Raw genomic sequence first — 13,693 nt, forward strand, 5'->3', positions numbered from 1 at the left:
GTAGAAAATGATTAAAAAAGCTGTTATACCCGCCGCTGGTTTAGGAACACGATTTTTACCTGCAACCAAAGCACAACCCAAAGAGATGCTGCCAATTATTGATACCCCCACTATTCAGTATGTGGTGCAGGAGGCAGTAAATTCTGGAATAGAAGACATACTTATAATTTCAGGTAAAGGCAAACGGGCTATTGAAGATCATTTTGACCATAACTATGAACTGGAAGAGCGCTTGCAGCAAAAAGATGAGGCACTCTATCAGGAAATCAGCAGGTTATCTGATATGGCAAACATTTATTTTATCCGCCAGAAAGAAATTGTAGGCTTAGGAGATGCTATACGTTATGCCTGTCAGCATACAGGTAATGAACCTTTTGCTGTACTATTAGGAGATACAATTATTGACTCCGTTATTCCGGTTACACAACAGTTGATGGATATGTACGAGCAGTACCATGCTTCCATAATTGCTGTTGAAACGGTTCCTGCAGACAAAGTAAACCGCTATGGTATTGTAGGTGGTAAAAAGATAAGCGATTCCATTTTGCAGCTAGATCAGTTTGTAGAGAAACCCTCTGTTGACCAGGCTCCGTCTAACCTGGCTATTGCCGGCCGCTATATTCTGACTCCTGAAATATTTAAAGCGCTGGATGAAACTCCAAAAGGAAAAAATAATGAGTTACAGTTAACGGATGCTTTACTTAGCCTGCTGAAGCGGGAAAAAATTTATTCCCACACCTTTGAGGGTAAGCGCTACGACATTGGTAATAAGCTGGACTTCTTAAAAACAAATGTGGAGTTTGCACTGAAGCGGCAGGAGTTTGCCGATCCTTTTTTTAAATTCTTACAGGAAATAGTCGCCTCCCATAAGCCACCAAAAGACTAAGCCTGTTTAAATAGTAAGAAATTTATGTTAAATAGCGGAAAGCGATTTCCGCTATTTGTATTATTTGTTAAGGGAAATCAAAGAGAAGGTCTTTTAGCTTTGCAGTACTTCGCGTATTGCTTCTGTCACTTCACTTCCTTTTTCCTCCTGCAGAAAATGACCAGTCTTTAGCTTTATTATTCTCGTATCAGGAAATGCCTTTTGCCATTTATCAAGGAAGTGTAGGGGTAAAAGCCTATCATTCTCACCCCAGATGATAAGCATATTAATTTTTTGTAGTTCATTCCGCTGCTGCCAGAGTTGTGCAAAGTAAGGAGACGATTCTTTTAAAGCCGCGGCAAATCTCCAGCTGCCAAACCTTGCAACAGAGGAGTCGTGTGGCTTCTGGTAGTGCCTTTGAATATCTTTCGTAAGGTTCTTGCGCTGATAGTAACCCTGCGGCAACAATACTTTTGTAGAAAAAGCCATACGCTGGTACAGAAATTTTCCAATGCTGTTACTCATAAAACCGCTTACTTTGGCTATGCGCTTTTCATCAGCTAAGCTCCACATCCAGGTGTTTAGAATAACCAGTTGCTGAACGTTTTCAGGGTGTCGTAGCGCGTAATGAAAACCTATTGGTCCGCCAAAGTCATGGACTACTAAGGTGATGTTTTTCAGCTGTAAGCTATTAATTAACTGTTCCAGGTTATCAGCATGTGCCTCTGGCGTATAGTTGAAGTGTTCTGGTTTATCGGATAAGCCAAAGCCTAAATGATCGGGTGCAATGCAACGATGAGTTCTGCAAAGCGATTTGATCTGCTGTCTCCATACAAAAGACCAGGTTGGAGTACCGTGAACAAACACAATGGGCGATCCTTCTCCTTCATCTACATAATGCATTTGTCCGGCAGGTAACTGCAGTGTATGATGAGCAAAAGGATAAAGGATACGGTCGAGCCACTTTGGAGAGTTCATTTTTGTCGGATTCTGATTTTATCGATACAACCAAAGCTATAAGAACCTTTCTGGAAACACAACAGTCGGCTTTACTTTCTGTTTAGTCCCTTTTTCTGATAATAAAGCAATTTCCTCTATAAAGTAGCGATCAGGTATAGAAAATACGTAAGCAGTAATAAAGTTAAAAATACTATATAGGAATGATAAGAAATAATGCCAAAGCCAAAGCTTGGCTAAAAGCAGTTTGTTGGACAGTGGGCATTGCCCTGCTGCTATTTACTGGCTTGTTTTTTTTTACCAATTGGCTCGAAAATAAAATAGAGACAATGGTATATCAGGAGTCAGATGGAGTAAATAAACTGCAGTTATATGGTTTGCATGTTTCCCCTTTTTTAGGTTCAGTTTCTGTAGATAGCCTTTCGCTAACACCTGATTATGAAAGATGGCAGCAATTACAGAATACCGATACTAAAACCTCCCGAATGTTGATTGATATTCATACTAAAAAGACAAAGCTACGCGGCCTGAACACCATTGGTTTAGTGATGGGTAAAAGTGTAAAGCTTGACAAATTGGTATTACAGCAGCCTGAAATATTATTTACAGTAATGCGCCAGGATATAACGGAGCAACATAAACCATTGCATGAGACTGTAAAAGGAGTTGTTGAAGGTGTCCAGATTAATGAAATTGATATTGATAATGCCACCTTACGTTTTCGTAATAAAGCAGACGCAGCGGAAAGCACTTTTGCCATTAAGCAATTTAACCTGACTGTAGATGATTTTAAACTGGATAAACGATCTTTTAGAGCCAAGGATAGAGCCTATTATGCTAATAATATCCAAATGGAGGCTGCACAGGTAAGTTACCTTCTCCCAAGTGGCGGATACCGTATTACAACTGATTCCATTAAATTAAACACCAGCAAAAGAACTTTACTAGCTAATAATTTAAAGCTGGTGCCTCAGGGGGCACCAAATGAATTAGCCAGAGAAAAAGGAAAGTCTATAACTTATAATAAGGCACAGATTCAGCGCGTAGCATTTACTGACTTAGACTATCCGGCACATTCCCGAAACAACAATTTCATAGCAAAACATTTACTTATAGTAAATCCTAACCTGAGTGCCTTTAAAGACAAAAAGAACTTTCCGGATGAAAATGAACAAAAGCCCTTACCACATGAAATGGTACAAAGCGTCAGCACAAAGTTTTTAATTGACACCATTGACGTAAAAGGTGGTTTTATTAGGTATGCTGAGTTAGTGCCAAAGGCTGAAAAGCCAGGTTACATAACGTTTCAGGAGCTGAATGTTACTATTACAAACCTCTCTAATATACCTGCCCAAATTTCATTAGAACATCCTGCAGTTATACAAGCAAACACAATGGTAATGGGGAAATCATCTCTGCAAATTGAAGTTCGGTTACCTTTACTAAATAAGAACTACTATCACACGTTGTCTGGTAGATTAGGTGAGACAAACCCTGAGATACTGAACAAGATTTTAGAACCTACTTCATTTATTAGTATCAAGAGTGGCCATATAAGCGAAGCTACCTTCGAGGCAGAGTTAACAAAACAACATGCAAGAGGCAGTATGAAGGTTATTTATAGTAATTTTAAAATAGATTTACTTTCTAAAGAAGGAGATACAGAGCAAAGTCTGGGGAAAGAAATTCTCTCAAAAGTAGCTAACTTGGTGGCCATAAAATCTAGTAACCCGGATGACAAAGGAGAAGCTCCCAGAACTGGTGAGATTACAGTTGACCGAAACAGCACCAAGTCGGTTTTCAACTATTGGAAAGATTGCCTTGCCAGTGGTTTTTTATCCAGTGCCGGATTGGACAACAAGGCTGAAAAATAGCTTAGATTTTAAAGAACCGTTAACTAAAGTTTAGTAAGCTCCTGAGGCCTCTGATAAATCTGCCTTATCAGAGGTCATTTTTTCTTAAACAGTAGTGGTTTTAATCAGCAACTTTCTATACTTAGTAAAAATGCTGGACTTTGATACAAAACCAAGGTATTGCTCATCTCGCAACACAGGCAGGTTCCACGCACCGGATTCATCAAACTTTTTCATTACATCGGCCATGCTATCGTTGTATTGCACAACTGCTGGTGGTTTTACCATTAGTTCCTTTGCTTTTACAGTACTGTACTTTTCTGTTTTGAACATTATTTCCCGCACATTTTCTAGAAGTATAATACCAGCAAGTTTTCCGTCTGCACTTACAACAGGGAAAAGGTTACGACGGGAATGCGCTATAATTTCCACTAATTCACCAAGAGTAGCCTCCGGTGATACAGGTTGAAACTCAGTTTCAATCAGGTGCCTGATTTCCATAATGCGCAAAATAGTCCTGTCTTTATTGTGCGTAAGCAGTTGCCCTTTCTGTGCCAGCTTTTTTGTATCCAGCGAATAAGGTTCAAAGTATTTCACCACTGCATATGAGGTAGCTGAGACAATCATCAAAGGTATCATCAGCGTATATCCTCCTGTAATTTCAGCAATAAGAAAGACCGCTGTAAGCGGGGAGTGCATCACGCCGCTTAATATACCGGCCATGCCTACCATTGAAAAGCTGCTGACAGGCAGCCTGCTAATCTCCAGTAGGTTTACCAGTTTAGAGAAGAAGTAGCCTAAGCTGGCACCAACGAACATAGAAGGTGCAAAGTTACCGCCATTACCTCCAGCAGATATGGTGATGGTGGTGGCAAAAACTTTTACTAAGGCCAATGCACCTACAAAACATAACACAAGCCACTCATTAGTACCAAAAAAAGCAAGCCAGCTATCCTGTAGCAGTTGTTGTGCGTTGTTGCTTTCCAGCAGTCTTACACTTCCATAGCCCTCCCCGAATAGAGGCGGGAAAAGCATAATAAGCAAACCAAGTAATAAACCTCCGGCTAAAGCTCTGTAATAAACTTTATCCTGGTATGGCTCAAAAAGGTCCTCCACCCGATGTACCATACGGGTATAATATACTGATAAAAAACCTGCCATTATACCTAAAAGTACATAAAAAGGAACGTTGCCTGCTTCAAAGAACTCATACTTTTCAACAAAGAATAGTATTTCCTCATTCAGAATTATTTTTGAGCAAAGCGTAGCTACAACGGCAGCAATAATAAGCGGAATAAAAGCAGAGATACTTATATCTGTAAGCAAGACCTCTACGGCAAATAAAACTCCTGCAATAGGTGCATTAAACACAGCTGCTATGCCCGCAGCAGCTCCACAGGCCAATAGCAAAGTTCTGTCTCGGTAGTTTAAGTGGTAGGAGCGCCCATAATTAGAACCAATAGCAGAACCGGTTACTACAATAGGAGACTCTAGGCCTGCTGACCCACCAAAACCTGCTGTTATGCCACTGGTAATGATGTGCGAGTACATTTTATCCCGCTCCACCATACTTGACTTTTGCGAGATACTGTAGAGTATATTAGCTGTTCCTCTCCCAATTCTTCCGTTAAAGAATACCTGAACTACAAATACGGTAAGTAAAATGCCTATGATAGGAAAAACTACCAGCCACACAGGCTGATCGAGTAACCTGTTGCCATAAGCCAGCAGCATATGCAGGTAATGTACAAATACTTTGAGCACAACGGCAGACAAACCAGCCAATGACCCGACAATAGCACTTGAGATAAGCATGAAGTCACGGCTGGAGGTATGACGTCGAAGCCAGATAAGAGGAATTTTATATTTTTTATAATAGGGCATGCCTGAAATTTACCTGAAGCTTTCATAAATCAGGATATGCAAAACTACAAATAAACGAACCCATGCTCAACACTTTTTTAAAGAGATATTATGGTCATCGAAATAATAATTGTACAAAAATGTAAACCTGCATTTATTAACCCGTTACGTTACAGGTAATAGTTGTAAAAGAATCCTAAAGGAGTTCAAAACGTATTTAAGATATGGCAACTGAAGTAGAGACACAGCATGATAATATTATACTTTTGAACGAACATGGCCCTTTTCATATTTTAGGTGACATACATGGATGTTTTAAAGAATTAGTAGCCTTGCTTTGCAGGTTAGGTTATAGCATAAAATTTAATGATGAGTTACAAAAATATGAAGTGGGTGCGCCAAAAGGTTATAAAGCTATTTTTGTAGGTGACCTGGTAGACAGGGGACCAAATTCGCCTGAGGTACTGCGACTGGTAATGGACATGGTGGAGCAGCAAATTGCCCTATGTGTTATAGGTAACCACGATGATAAGCTTAGCCGGATGATGAAGGGACACAAAGTGCAGGTTCGCTATGGGCTTGAGTTAACCATTGAGCAGATGGAAAAATATGACCGGGCATTTCACATTCGGGTAAAAAAGTTTTTAAGCAAATTGCCTTACTACATAATATTGGATAACGGCAAGTTACTAATAGCGCATGCTGGTTTACAAGAGAGGTTACATGGTAAGAACGGTAAAGGTGTTCGTGGTTTATGCTTATATGGCCCCACTACTAGTAAGACTGATGATAATGGCTTGCCTGTTAGACTGGATTGGGCAGCGGAATATTGTGGTAAAGCAATTGTTATATACGGGCACTCACCTGTAAAGCAGCCTGTGTGGCGAAACAATACCATCAATATCGATACAGGTTGTGTTTTTGGGGGGCGCCTTACGGCAATTTCATATCCTGATAATGAAATAACTTCCATAGAGGCTTTTAAAACCTATGCTGAACCCATGCGTCCTTTTATTGATTACCAGGAGCATTCTTTTTCTTCTTCTTAAGATCTTCTATATATTTATCTCGATTTACATGCTCTCCTAAGTTCTCTTGCTCCAGGTATTCATTTAGCTCTTTTGTTTTAGTTCTGTCCCAGAACGGAATTTTATTCTGCACTGCAGTTCGACCTACTACATGTGCTGCCACTGGTGCAGTGATAAATGAAAAAACAATAATGGCTAATACTTTAAGTAATATGTCTGGTTGGTTAAAGTATATTCCCATACCAGATAAAATGAGCCCGAGCCCTAAGGTTGTACCTTTCGTAATGGCAGACATCCGGATGTAAAAGTCCGGCAAGCGCAGAAGCCCCAAGGTTGAGATCAACATGAATAGAACTCCTGTCAGAATCAGAACACAACTAATAATTTCCCTGATCAACAGCCAATCAATATTCTCCAGCATAAATTATTTTGTTATTCTCATGATATAATAAGCAAACGAGATAGACCCAAGAAAGCCAAAAAGGGAAAGAATCATGGCTACATCTATGAAATCCTCGTTACCGGTAAACTCCGTGTAAATGGCAATCATGCCAATTACGTTAGCCACAAAAAGATCAAAAGCTGTGATGCGGTCTGGCAGCGTAGGACCTATGGCAAAGCGTACGGCTGTGAGCACTAAGCAAAGGCTAAGTGCGACCATGGCAATAGTTAATGTTACCTGAAATAAGTTCATGCTGTCAGCTCCAGTATTCTACGCTCAAATCCGTGCTTAATATAATTTTTGAGTTGTTCAATATCATCGTCTTTGACATATAAGGCATGCAGGAACAGTATTTTTTTATCTTTCCGAACATCAATGCTTAGCGTTCCGGGTGTAAGGGTAATAATGTTAGCCAGTAAGGTAATCTCTAAATCAGATTTTACCGTTAGCGGCAATGCAATAATAGTAGGACGCATATAGTAATGTGGCGTAACAATATCAAAGGCAACTTTAATATTTGCCAGGAATAGTTCTTTCAGAAAATAAAGCAGTAGATTAATAGCTTTAGGTAGTTTCCGGAAGTAAGATTTATTGTAAAACAACGCTGACAGCCACAACAAAGTCAAAATTCCTAGAAACATAGCTGTAGTAGTTTCTGCATTGTAAGGTATTGGCAAATCCGCCTGGCTAAAAAAAAGGTAGGTTGCTGTAAAGGCTACTATAAAATGAAAGACAAATGTTTTCATACTTGTTATCTGTTTAGTACAGCGTTAATGTATAAATCGGTATTTTTAAGTTGCTCGGCAGCTCTAATGGAAAGTGAAATAACTGGTTCAGCATATAAGCCAATGAAAAGTATAATCCCAGCGAGTAGCACAACAGGTACGAGCAAATAGCGACTCGCCTGTTTCTCTTCTGATGTAACTACCTCTTTTTCTGAACCATTATTATCAGGTTTCGGTTTTAAAAAAGCCTCATTCCATATTTTTGTCATAGAGAAGATCGTAATCAAACTAACAGCAAGTGAAGTGGCTACTATACTATAGTTCTCATTTAACAGGCCTGCTTTGGCTAACATAAATTTACCCCAAAACCCAGAGAATGGCGGAATACCAGCCAACGAAAGAGCCGAAAGCAGAAAGAGTATGGCCAGAAACGGGTTCTTCAGGTATTCTCCACCGAGCTTCTTTAATGCAAAAGTTTTATGCCGCTGCGCCACTACGCCACTTATCAGAAACAGGTTCGTTTTTACTAAAATATTGTGGAGAATAAAGAAGACACTACCTGCTATAGCCAGTGGTGTGTTAATAGCCAGGCCCATTAACATATAGCCGATTTGGCTGACAATATGAAAGGAAAGAATTTTCCTGAAATCTGTTTGAGAGGCTGCACCCAGTACTCCCACTACCATTGTTAATCCTGAAAGAACAAGCAGCAGTGGTAGTATAAAGTTCCTATCCATTATAAACACTAAAGTGAAAAGACGGATTAAGGTATAGATTCCCACTTTAGTAAGCAGCCCGGCAATAAATGCGGAAATGGCAATAGGTGGTGTATGGTAAGAAGCAGGTAACCAGAAGAATAGTGGAAAAATGGCAGACTTGATGCCGAAACCTATCAGGAAAAAAATACTGGCAATATTTACTAAAGATAAGTCTGAACCAGGTTGCCGTACTAAACGACCAAGTTCTGCCAGGTTTAAAGATCCTGTTAAGCTATAGACCATGCCTATACCGGTAAGAAGCAGGCCTGAAGCCAGCATATTAATGGTTACATACTTAATTGTTCCTTCTAACTGTGCTTTTGTACCACCCAGAGCCAACAGTGTAAAGCAGCTGATCAGTAAGACCTCAAACCAGACATAGAGGTTAAAAATATCGCCGGTAAGGCACACGCCGCTGATGCCCATTTGAAGCAGAAGCAACATGGGATAGTACCCGTAGGTCTTACGGGATTCGTTAAGGCCACGTAAGGAGAAGAGATAAACTGCAAAACCGACTATGGTTGATGCGCCTATCATTAGCGCACTGAAAATATCGGCTACCATTGTAATGCCATAAGGTGCTGGCCAGTTCCCGATTTGTGTCTTGACAATACCTGTAGTGGTAACTTCATAAATAAGCATAGCAGCAGAGGCCATCCAGCAGACTTGAGTGCAGCCTGCAACCCACTGCTGCGGCAAAGAGCGCTTCCAGAAAGGCAGGCACAGAATGGCTCCGTAAAGGGGCAGGAGTAATGGCAACAAAACAAGTAAGTGTTGCGACATGTTGTCTGTAAAATTATGTTGTGTTTAAGGCTTCAGTATAATTATCCTTGAAAAATAGTGCCTTTTATAGCTATTCTCGTTAGTGTTCTATGTTGTCATTATTTGCCAAATCATCCAGATTATTAGATTTGTAAACCTGATAGACTCTTTTAATAATCACGATAGCAAAAGCCTGTAAACCAAAGCCAATCACAATAGCTGTTAAGAGAAGGGCTTGCGGAACAGGGTCAGCATAAGGCTCTATAGCAACTTCCTGATCTTGTTTAAGAATAGCTGAGTTCCCACGTGTTAAGCCTCCGGCTACAAACATAAAAAGGTTGGTGGCAAGGCCAAATAATATCAGGCCAAGTATCAGCTTAAACAAATGGCGGTGCAGTATAAAGTACATGCTCACCATGAACAGCATTCCGGTAACAATTGATAAAAGCGCTTCCATGGCTTACTCTTTAGCAAGTGTAAAAACTATTTTCAAAATGATGCCCATTACCAACAGGTAGACGCCCAGGTCGAACAAAAGAGGTGTACCAGGGGACCCTAAAACGGGTATATGAAATTCCGGCCACTGAGATGTCATGAAGGGCTGCTGAAGCAGTAAACTTATGGTTCCACTTATAGTGGCTATAAACAGCCCTAGCGCCATCAGGTAAACGGGTCTTAACTGTATACAATATTGCTGCTGTACATCCAGTTGCCCCGCTTCCTTTTTCCTTTGGATGTTCATGCGAATAAACTGCAGGTAATGCTGCAGATAACTTATCCCGGACTTACGAGGTTGCTGGTATACTTTTAGTGTGAAAAAAGTTTTTTCAGTACTTTCGTGCCCATTAGCAAGTGTATCAAACACAAAAGCGATGGCACCAATCAAACCGCCTATAAACCCTCCGCCAGGGTGATTGTGCCCCCGTAGCAGGATGTAAATAGAAAATACCTGAAACAAAGGCGTCAGCAGACGAATGGCTGTCGATAAGATGATTGTTTTCATCGTTTGCCTCCTTTCTCAGGATTAAGGCGAAGCAGGCCCACAATGCCTAAGGCCGCTATTGCCAGAACCGTAATCTCACCCAATGTATCTAATCCTCTAAAATCGACCAGAATTACATTTACGATATTACGACCGTGTGCCTCCAGGTAACTTGCCTGGCCATAGTAATCTTTTAGAGGAGAGCCTACTGCATGTTGTTGCGTAAAAAGCAAAACATACGTCATAGTAGCTCCGAATATAACTGAAACAAAAATGTACTTATACTTATGCCCCACATGGGAGAGATAGGTAAAAGCGGGCAGCTTGTGTAAGAGTAGCACGAAAATAACAACAGTAAGTGTCTCTATCAGAAGTTGCGTAGCAGCCACATCAGGTGCTCCAAACAAAATATAGAAGAGTGCCGCTGAATAACCAACTAAACCCATCACTACAATAGAGGTTAGCCTTGATCGGGTATTCATCAGGAAGATTAATCCAGCCACCATAAGTATCATGATAATTATTTCATACAGTTCTGTATTTTTCAAAAGACTTGCATATTCCGCTAAAGCAAGTTCTGGTTTATTTCTGAAGGTGGTATATAAAACTAATCCTGAAAAGGTTAAAACAATAGTAGCAACATAACTGCGAAGGTACCCATTCTGCAGCCAGCCTATAAATTTGCGTGAGCTATTAAGGAAGCCAGCTATGCCTTTATGATATAGGTTATTAGGCCCATAGGTATAGATAGCTTCTAACGCAGGAGCAAACTGGTGCAGGCGCGGGAGGAAGCGATATAGCAGTAGTCCCACCAATAAAGTAAGCAGGCTGAGCCCAAGAACTAAAGTAAAGCCATGCCACAGAGTTAATTCCAGCAGTAGTTCAGTATTACCCGTTATACTTTGTGCTGCCCGATGTAATATTGGAGTAGCTAAAAGCTCAGGCCATAAGCCAAAAGCAAGTCCTGCAGTACCTAATAGTAATGGTGGGAGGTATAGCATAGCCCCTGGAGCGTGTTTAACAGGAGAGGAGTTGGTTGATTTGCTCCAGAACAGCCTGTAACCTACTAGGGTGGCGATACAAGCAAAAACAGAGCCTGCTATAAAAGTCACTGCAAATGCAAGAAGTTCTTTGGCTGGGTCTTCCAAAGCCGCTTCATAAAGCAATTCTTTCCCTATAAACCCAAGAAAAGGAAGTAAGCCAGCCATAGACAACCCTGCAAGAGTAGCTGCTATGGCAACAGGTTTCATTTGCCTACCCAATCCATACAATTCCTGTACTTCTCTGGTGCCTGTGCTGTGGTCTACGGCTCCAGCTACCATAAACAAGGTACCTTTGTAGAGCGCATGCGCCAGCAAGAACACCAGCATTCCTTCTAAGGCCAACTCAGAATTCAGCCCGATCATTGTTACCAATAAGCCGAGAGCACTGATGGTGGTATAGGCAAGGATGGCTTTCACGTCTGTTTTCTGCAGAGCCAGCAAAGCACCCATTACGGCCGTAACTCCACCTACAAGCAGTAGTGTGTACTGCCAAACCTCACTGCCTCCCAAGAGCGGAGACAAGCGGGCAAGTAAGTAAATTCCAGCCTTTACCATGGTAGCTGAGTGTAGGTAAGCACTGACAGGTGTCGGAGCCTCCATGGCATTAGGCAGCCAGAAGTGAAAGGGGAATTGTGCCGATTTTGTAAAACATCCTAGTAGTATCAGTATCAGGGCAGGCAAATAAAGGTTATGTGATATAAAACCATTGTTAACCAATATGTCACTTAGGGTATAGCTATTATTACCAATGCCAAGCAGAATTAGCCCACCCATCAAAGCCAGGCCACCGCCGCCTGTTACCAACAGTGCTTGCCAGGCAGAAGTGCGTGAAGTTTCATTTTTGTGTTTAAAGCCTATCAGCAGATAGGAACTGATGCTGGTAAGCTCCCAGAAAACGAAGAGGGAGAAAATGTTGTCTGACATTACAAGGCCTAACATGGCTGTCATGAACAACGTTAGATACAGGTAAAATCTTCCTAATAATGGGTGGTCGTCCAGGTATCCTTTAGCATAAAGCATTACAAGGGTGCCAAAGCCACTAATCAGTAAAGCAAAGAACAGGGCAAGCCCGTCCAGGTAAAACTGCAGGTTAATGTTCAACGAAGAAACCCACACATACTCCTGCTGAACATATTGCCCTGCCAGTACTTCTGGAAGAAAGCTGCAAAGACAAACAAAGATTGCCAGTGGTAGCAGCACCATTGGTACATAAACATACCTGCCCAGCAAACGATATAGTAGTGGTGCCAGAAAGGAAGTAATAAAGCCTGCTAATACAATAAATATCATTTATTAGATAGAGGTTGTAAATTAATTCTGATTTGAACCGTATGTGATAACTGTACTTTACCTGCTTAAATTGATTTAGTTACATTAAAAGATTTTAATGTACAGTTAGGTGGGCATTTTATGTTATAGCAACCAACTCGTAACCACAAACTATGGAGAACCTGCAAAAACTAATGGTAGGGCTAGACCTGACACCGATGGATGATACCCTTATCGGCTATACAGCTTTCCTGTGCCAGAACCCTAAGATTGAAAGAGTTTATTTTATTCATGTGGAGAAAAACCTGGAGATCCCGGATGAACTTCGGAACATTTTTCCTGCAACCGCACCTGCAGATGAGAGAATTCGCGTGGCGTTGGAAGATAAAATTAAACCTTATTTTGAAGGACTGCCCCATGTGCAGGTAACCGTGTTGGTGGAGGAGGGCTCCCCTTTAAAAGAGCTTTTGCATTGGAACAACATTAAGCAAACCGACCTTATTTTGGTTGGTCGTAAGCTAAGACTTAGTGGGAGCGGAGTACTGGCGCAAAAGCTTGTTAGAACAGGGCGCTCTGTTGTATTGTTTGTTCCAGAAACAGCGGAGCCGGTCCTGCAGCATGTTGTAGTAAGCATTGACTTCTCCGACTACAGTTTACTGGCCTTAGACCGGGTGCTGCATTCTTCTATTCTTCCGCCTAATGTACAGGTTACTTGTCTGCATGCGTATGAAGTGCCTACTGGCTACATTACCTTAGGGGAAAGTTTTGAACAGTTTGAAGAACGCATGAAAGGCTTTGCCAGAAATAAATATGAGCAACTGTTAAAGAGGTTCCCGGAGTTGCGTGAGCGGGGTGAGTTTAAAATGGTAAGGTTAGATAATGATGAAAACATTGGAGAGCTGCTTGTGATGGAGGCAAAGCGAGCCTGGGCGGATATGTTGGTGGTGGGTGCAAAAGGTAAATCAGCTGCCGCCTTGTTTGTGTTAGGTAGCGTAACGGAGAAAGTCTTGCGGTACGACAGTGACATTCCGTTAACCATCTTCAGAAAACCTAAAGAAGAAATTGGCTTCCTGGAAGCTTTGTTAAATACATGACCTGTATTAATTATAACTAATAAACAAAGAGCACCCGCTTTTAAACGGGTGC

At 41.2% G+C, this 13,693-nt stretch carries 13 protein-coding genes; 4 read left to right on the forward strand and 9 right to left on the reverse strand.

Annotated features, from left to right (window positions below):
- Positions 1–7 precede the first annotated feature (7 nt).
- Positions 8–886 carry a UTP--glucose-1-phosphate uridylyltransferase GalU gene (galU, locus tag LN995_RS02655; protein WP_229958125.1) on the forward strand — a complete coding sequence of 293 codons (879 nt, stop codon included), beginning with the start codon at positions 8–10 and terminating at the stop codon, positions 884–886.
- Between the two features lie 93 nt (positions 887–979).
- Here the strand turns inward: galU and LN995_RS02660 are convergent, their stop codons facing one another.
- Complete coding sequence (locus LN995_RS02660) at positions 980–1,843, reverse strand: alpha/beta fold hydrolase (RefSeq protein WP_229958127.1); 864 nt, start codon at positions 1,841–1,843, stop codon at positions 980–982.
- A 182-nt stretch (positions 1,844–2,025) separates the two neighbouring features.
- On the opposite strand from LN995_RS02660, the gene LN995_RS02665 reads away from it, so the two are divergent.
- Positions 2,026–3,696 (forward strand): AsmA family protein, encoded by a 1,671-nt coding sequence (locus tag LN995_RS02665; RefSeq protein ID WP_229958129.1) that lies wholly within the window; start codon positions 2,026–2,028, stop codon positions 3,694–3,696.
- An 84-nt stretch (positions 3,697–3,780) separates the two neighbouring features.
- On the opposite strand, the gene LN995_RS02670 is transcribed toward LN995_RS02665, so the two are convergent.
- Positions 3,781–5,559: a chloride channel protein gene (locus tag LN995_RS02670; RefSeq protein WP_229958130.1), complete on the reverse strand. Its 1,779-nt coding sequence runs from the start codon at positions 5,557–5,559 to the stop codon at positions 3,781–3,783.
- A gap of 203 nt (positions 5,560–5,762) precedes the next feature.
- Here LN995_RS02670 and LN995_RS02675 point away from each other — a divergent pair, with 203 nt between their 5' ends.
- On the forward strand, positions 5,763–6,587 hold the full coding sequence (locus LN995_RS02675) for a metallophosphoesterase (RefSeq protein WP_229958131.1): 825 nt from the start codon (positions 5,763–5,765) through the stop codon (positions 6,585–6,587).
- Here LN995_RS02675 and mnhG read toward each other — a convergent pair.
- The 7 genes from mnhG to mbhE form a co-directional block, all read right to left on the reverse strand.
- Complete coding sequence (gene mnhG / locus LN995_RS02680) at positions 6,550–6,987, reverse strand: monovalent cation/H(+) antiporter subunit G (RefSeq protein WP_229958132.1); 438 nt, start codon at positions 6,985–6,987, stop codon at positions 6,550–6,552. The genes LN995_RS02675 and mnhG overlap by 38 nt on opposite strands.
- Before the next feature lie 3 nt (positions 6,988–6,990).
- The gene (locus LN995_RS02685; RefSeq protein ID WP_229958133.1) at positions 6,991–7,260 is read right to left on the reverse strand and encodes a monovalent cation/H+ antiporter complex subunit F; all 270 of its coding nucleotides are present in this window, start codon (positions 7,258–7,260) and stop codon (positions 6,991–6,993) included.
- Positions 7,257–7,754 (reverse strand): Na+/H+ antiporter subunit E, encoded by a 498-nt coding sequence (locus tag LN995_RS02690; protein ID WP_229958134.1) that lies wholly within the window; start codon positions 7,752–7,754, stop codon positions 7,257–7,259. Before LN995_RS02690 ends, LN995_RS02685 begins: the two co-directional genes overlap by 4 nt.
- 5 nt (positions 7,755–7,759) lie before the next feature.
- Positions 7,760–9,274, reverse strand: coding sequence for a proton-conducting transporter transmembrane domain-containing protein (locus tag LN995_RS02695; protein WP_229958135.1), 1,515 nt, complete (start codon positions 9,272–9,274; stop codon positions 7,760–7,762).
- A 79-nt stretch (positions 9,275–9,353) separates the two neighbouring features.
- Positions 9,354–9,710 (reverse strand): NADH-quinone oxidoreductase subunit K, encoded by a 357-nt coding sequence (locus LN995_RS02700; RefSeq protein WP_229958136.1) that lies wholly within the window; start codon positions 9,708–9,710, stop codon positions 9,354–9,356.
- A 3-nt stretch (positions 9,711–9,713) separates the two neighbouring features.
- A complete protein-coding gene (locus LN995_RS02705) occupies positions 9,714–10,256 on the reverse strand; it encodes an MnhB domain-containing protein (protein ID WP_229958138.1) in 543 nt (180 codons plus the stop codon).
- Positions 10,253–12,568 (reverse strand): hydrogen gas-evolving membrane-bound hydrogenase subunit E, encoded by a 2,316-nt coding sequence (gene mbhE / locus LN995_RS02710; RefSeq protein WP_229958140.1) that lies wholly within the window; start codon positions 12,566–12,568, stop codon positions 10,253–10,255. The genes LN995_RS02705 and mbhE overlap by 4 nt, the downstream gene beginning before the upstream one ends.
- A gap of 152 nt (positions 12,569–12,720) precedes the next feature.
- On the opposite strand from mbhE, the gene LN995_RS02715 reads away from it, so the two are divergent.
- Complete coding sequence (locus LN995_RS02715) at positions 12,721–13,641, forward strand: universal stress protein (protein WP_229958143.1); 921 nt, start codon at positions 12,721–12,723, stop codon at positions 13,639–13,641.
- Positions 13,642–13,693 lie beyond the last annotated feature (52 nt).

This window comes from Pontibacter silvestris, from assembly GCF_020907275.1.
Classification (GTDB): Bacteria; Bacteroidota; Bacteroidia; order Cytophagales; family Hymenobacteraceae; genus Pontibacter; species Pontibacter silvestris.